The sequence below is a fragment of the Romboutsia sp. 13368 genome, assembly GCF_018336475.1.
GTDB lineage: Bacteria > Bacillota > Clostridia > Peptostreptococcales > Peptostreptococcaceae > Romboutsia.
Genome location: NZ_CP048741.1, coordinates 342,525 through 345,094, shown reverse-complemented (window position 1 = coordinate 345,094; position 2,570 = coordinate 342,525). Strand labels below are relative to the sequence as shown.

The following is a 2,570-nucleotide window of genomic DNA, read 5'->3' as shown; positions in this document are numbered from 1 at the left end:
ATCTGATTTTAATGGATATTTTATAATTGAAGAAAGTTATTATGAGATAGGAAATAGAAAAAATATATTACCACATCTATTTTTATTTAAGTTAAATGAAAATAATCAAGTTCTATTATACATTTAAGTTATTATTTTTTCAATATTAATTTATATTTATTTAAACACTTATTTATTTTATAAATTATGTACTTTTATAAAGTAATAAATCATGGTACATATACTAATCTGCACAGTATTTTTAAATATATTTTCAATAAAGTTAAAGTAGAGGTATTATAGAGTATTAAATACTCTATAATACCTCTACTTTATTATTTCATTAATACATTAAAATATTAACATCCACCAAAGAAATCTCCAGATGCACAAACTATTAATAATAATATTAAGAATGGTATCCAAGCACATATATCTATTTCACACCAAACTTCTTGGAACGCTAAGAATAAGAAGAATAATACTATTATCCACCATGCTCCACCAAATCCACAATCTCCAAAAAATCTATCTAACATTTTGAGTCCCCCTGTTGTAATTAATTTATAGAGTTTTTCTACTCTTAATCTATACTATGATAGCTTATTAAAATTTGTCCTTATTTTTTAAATTTTATTTTTAAACTTCCATAATTATAGGGAATACANNNNTTTTAATCTATACTATGATAGCTTATTAAAATTTGTCCTTATTTTTTAAATTTTATTTTTAAACTTCCATAATTATAGGGAATACAATAGGTCTTCTTTTAGTTTTATGATAAAGTAATTGTTCAACAGATTTTCTTACTCCATTTTTTAATATTTGCCACTCTATTATATTTTTATCTAAGCAACGTTCTACTTCATCTTTTGATACTTCCTTTATTTGATTTATTAAATCTTCAGATTCCCTTGCATATATAAATCCTCTCGTTATAATATCTGGTCCAGATACTATACTATAAGTTTCTTTTTCTATTGCAACAACTATAGTAACCATACCATCTTTAGCTAGATCTCTTCTATCTCTTAAAACTATATTGCCTACATCTCCTACGCCTATTCCATCTACAAATATAACACCAGTATGAACTTTTTCAGTTGATATAGCTTTATCTTTTGAAATTTCTAAAACTTGTCCAGTTTCTAATGTAAATACATTTGATTTATCCATACCTAATTTTACAGCTAAATCACTATGATGTTTTAAATGTCTATACTCTCCATGTACTGGCATAAAGTACTTTGGTTTTGTTAATGTATGAATTAATTTTAATTCTTCTTTATATGCATGACCAGATACATGTATATCTTCTAAATCTTCATATATAACTTCTACACCTTTTCTAAACAATTGATTTATTACTCTAGATACCAATTTATCATTACCTGGTATAGGAGATGCTGATATTATAAATAAGTCATCATTTTCTATTGATATATGTCTATGTGTTCCATATGCAATTCTTGATAATCCAGCCATTGACTCTCCCTGACTACCAGTTGTTATTATAGTAATTTTATCACTAGGATATTTATCTATATCTTCAATACCTATTATATTTTCTTCTGGTATATGAAGGTATCCTAACTCAATAGCAACATTTGATACATTTTCCATACTTCTTCCGCTAAATACAATCTTTCTGTCATATATTATAGATGCATCTGCAATTTGTTGCATTCTATGTATATTTGACGCAAATGTTGCAACTATTACTCTTCCCTTTGCATTAGATATTATTCTATTTAAAGTTTCACCTATAACTCTTTCTGATAAAGAATGTCCATTTCTTTCTACGTTTGTACTATCTGCCATTAAAAGCAAAATTCCTTCTCTTCCTAGTTGTGCTATTCTATTTAAGTCCATAACTCTTCCATCTATAGGAGTATAATCTATTTTAAAATCTCCTGTATGTAGAATTTTTCCTATCGGAGTATGTATACATAGTGCACAGGCTTCAGCTATACTATGAGTTACTCGTATAAATTCTATATTTAACTTATTGAATTTTATAAGCTCTCCAGGTATTATAGGTACTAATTTACTACTTGATATCATATTATGTTCTTTTAACTTACTTTCAACTAATCCTATTGTAAGTTTAGTTCCATACACCGGCATATTTATTTGTTTTAATATATACGGAATTGCACCTATATGATCTTCGTGCCCATGAGTTAAAAATAACCCCTTCACTTTATCTTTATTATCTAATAAGTATTTAATATCAGGTATAACTAAATCTATCCCATACATATCTTCATCAGGAAAGGATATTCCACAATCAATTACAACTATCTCATCTTCATACTCTATTGCAGTTATATTCTTTCCTATTTCTCCAAGTCCTCCTAATGGTATAACTCTTAAAACTTCTTTTTTCATAATAAATACCTCACATTCCGATTCTTTAATAAGCTTATATAAATTTAATCTATTGCTTAATATTTAATGTATTTTTATTATGTTCTATATAATATATAGCTTATGTTTTCCTCAATAGCTTATATTAATTCTAACTTTTATACTTAAAGTTAAATTAAATTAAAGAATTAGAATATTATTATGTTTTTTACAAAACTATT

Annotated in this window: 2 protein-coding genes; both read right to left on the bottom strand. The window is 25.7% G+C overall.

The features are described 5' to 3' along the window. Positions 1-338 precede the first annotated feature (338 nt). On the bottom strand, positions 339-518 hold the full coding sequence (locus G3997_RS01360; RefSeq protein WP_296646918.1) for a hypothetical protein: 180 nt from the start codon (positions 516-518) through the stop codon (positions 339-341). A 190-nt stretch (positions 519-708) separates the two neighbouring features. Next, positions 709-2,370 (bottom strand): ribonuclease J, encoded by a 1,662-nt coding sequence (locus G3997_RS01355; protein WP_330616157.1) that lies wholly within the window; start codon positions 2,368-2,370, stop codon positions 709-711. Positions 2,371-2,570 lie beyond the last annotated feature (200 nt).

Bases quoted from the DNA above. Each gene is read 5' to 3' on its own strand.
- G3997_RS01355 (WP_330616157.1), bottom strand. From the start codon at position 2,370: ATGAAAAAAGAAGTTTTAAGAGTTATACCATTAGGAGGACTTGGAGAA.
- G3997_RS01360 (WP_296646918.1), bottom strand. From the start codon at position 518: ATGTTAGATAGATTTTTTGGAGATTGTGGATTTGGTGGAGCATGGTGG.